This is a genomic window from Kocuria sp. CPCC 205297, assembly GCF_040981035.1.
GTDB lineage: Bacteria > Actinomycetota > Actinomycetes > Actinomycetales > Micrococcaceae > Kocuria > Kocuria marina.
In genome coordinates this window covers 1-1,794 of record NZ_JAVKPY010000030.1, presented here as the reverse complement: position 1 = coordinate 1,794, position 1,794 = coordinate 1, and the positions used below count along the sequence as shown (strand labels likewise).

The window sequence follows — 1,794 nt, the reverse complement described above, 5'->3', positions numbered from 1 at the left end:
ATCGGGAGACCTCGACCCCTACCCCGGCATCAACGCGCTCAACCACCCACCCCCTCAACTGCGAAGAGCCCGTAATGGACTGTCATGGACCGCTGAATTTTCCGACCCAGTGAGGCACGCCGTCGATGGTTTCCCTCGTCCCAGCGGTCCTGTTCCTGTCGACGGCTTAGCTGATGAGCTTCTCAATGCGTGTCCGCCGGGTGTTCGGCGGGCGCTAGTATTGAATAGGGAGATTACTTCCTGGTGCGAATTCTTACCGTATGGTCTCGCCAATAATATTGTTTTCACCAATGAAAATCAGCGAGAAGCGATGCTGGGGTCCCTCATAGATTTCCCAAGTGCTGTGGTGAAGGACATCCGCAACCGATCTATAGTGAGCCCACACCCGACTCTTTCGAGGGAATGGTATGCGAGCCGCGCGACGCCCAAGATTGCCGATGAGGATAGGTTGGTCCTTCAGCTGGGGTATTTTGGGGTTTTTTACGCCAACCGTGGGGTCGGCGAAGTCGTAGCTGCTATGGCATCCTTACCCCGCGACCAGCGCGATCGAGTGAAAATCACAATCCATACAGATAAACCGTCTGAAGTGCGCACTGCGCTGTCACCCTATCGGCTCGGCAATCAATTACGGGTCCGCCCGTACCTGAAATATCTAGATTTTCTTTCGGCACTTGATTCCTTCGATGTTCTAGTTGTACCTGACGTCCAGTCCAATGGGTACATTCGAAATCCTTACCTCCCATCTAAGTTGAGTGACTACCGAGGGTCGGGAGTAGATATTTGGGGGGTGGTTGATAGTAGCAGTTCCATGTCGAGTCTCACCTCAGATGTATTGACTTATCGAACACCATTGCGCGACGTGCTTGCGGCACGAGCATTGTTGCGGGACCTGATTCGAAAAAAAGCTGATGTTTTCTCCCGGGATTGACTCCCACCCAAGTTGACTAACCCGGGGTCTTGATCGTGGTGGGGTTCAGAGGTGTGTTTAACAGACGAAATGGAGCTCCTACCAAGAAAAATAGAAGTGTCTGAGCCGGCTCTCCCCAGTTATAAAGAAGCACCTTTTTGACGACTGACGCTACCATGGACTTTCCATAGCTCCTGGCTGCCTTCACCGGCCACTCGCTGATATCCCACATCGGAACCAGGATCCTGAACTTGTTGATCGGCGCGGTCGGCTGCGGGTAGCTGTGCAAGGACCGGCTTGGGCAGCTTGTGCCCCCCGCGGCCTGTCACCGGCTTGGCCAGCTGCTGGGGTCCCTGGCGGTGATGCTAGCCCCCGGCGGGGGCCCACGTCTCGGACCTAAGTATCCTCCGATGCCAGCCAGACCCGTTCGAGCCGGTCGCCTTCAACGCCACCGTCTCCCGGTTCTCCGTGCACGTAATGGCCCACCTGGAAGTCTTCAACCAGGGCTTCTCGCCCCTTGCCCGAGCGTTGCGGTTTCGGGTGGGGGAGGCCACGGGGAGCGTAATCCTGCTGCCCGGCCCACGGAGGCCGACCCGCCGATCATCGACCTGGACGCGACCCTGGTGAGTCCCCATTCAGAGAGGGAATAGGGGCCCTTCCCAAATGAGTGTGGGTAAGGGCCCAAGCGGGGTGCGTGTCACGGGGGTCGGGTAGGGGTCGAGGCCTCCAGGATGGGGGTGCTGAATCCAACCGTCCTCGAAGGCCTCGATGTGTCCCATGCTATGTGCGCGCCGGCGTGCGCGCTCTTCGACCTGTCCGATGTCCACGTGCTCACGATCGAGCGGCACCGCTCCTCGTTCACCCTGGTGGTCGAGACCGTGCCGTCA

Annotated in this window: 1 protein-coding gene; it reads left to right on the top strand. The window is 58.0% G+C overall.

Annotated features, from left to right (window positions below; all coding sequences use genetic code 11):
• Positions 1–928: hypothetical protein (locus RF650_RS13485; RefSeq protein WP_368815171.1), on the top strand; the 928-nt coding region annotated here is incomplete at its 5' end.
• Between the last annotated feature and the right edge of the window lie 866 nt (positions 929–1,794).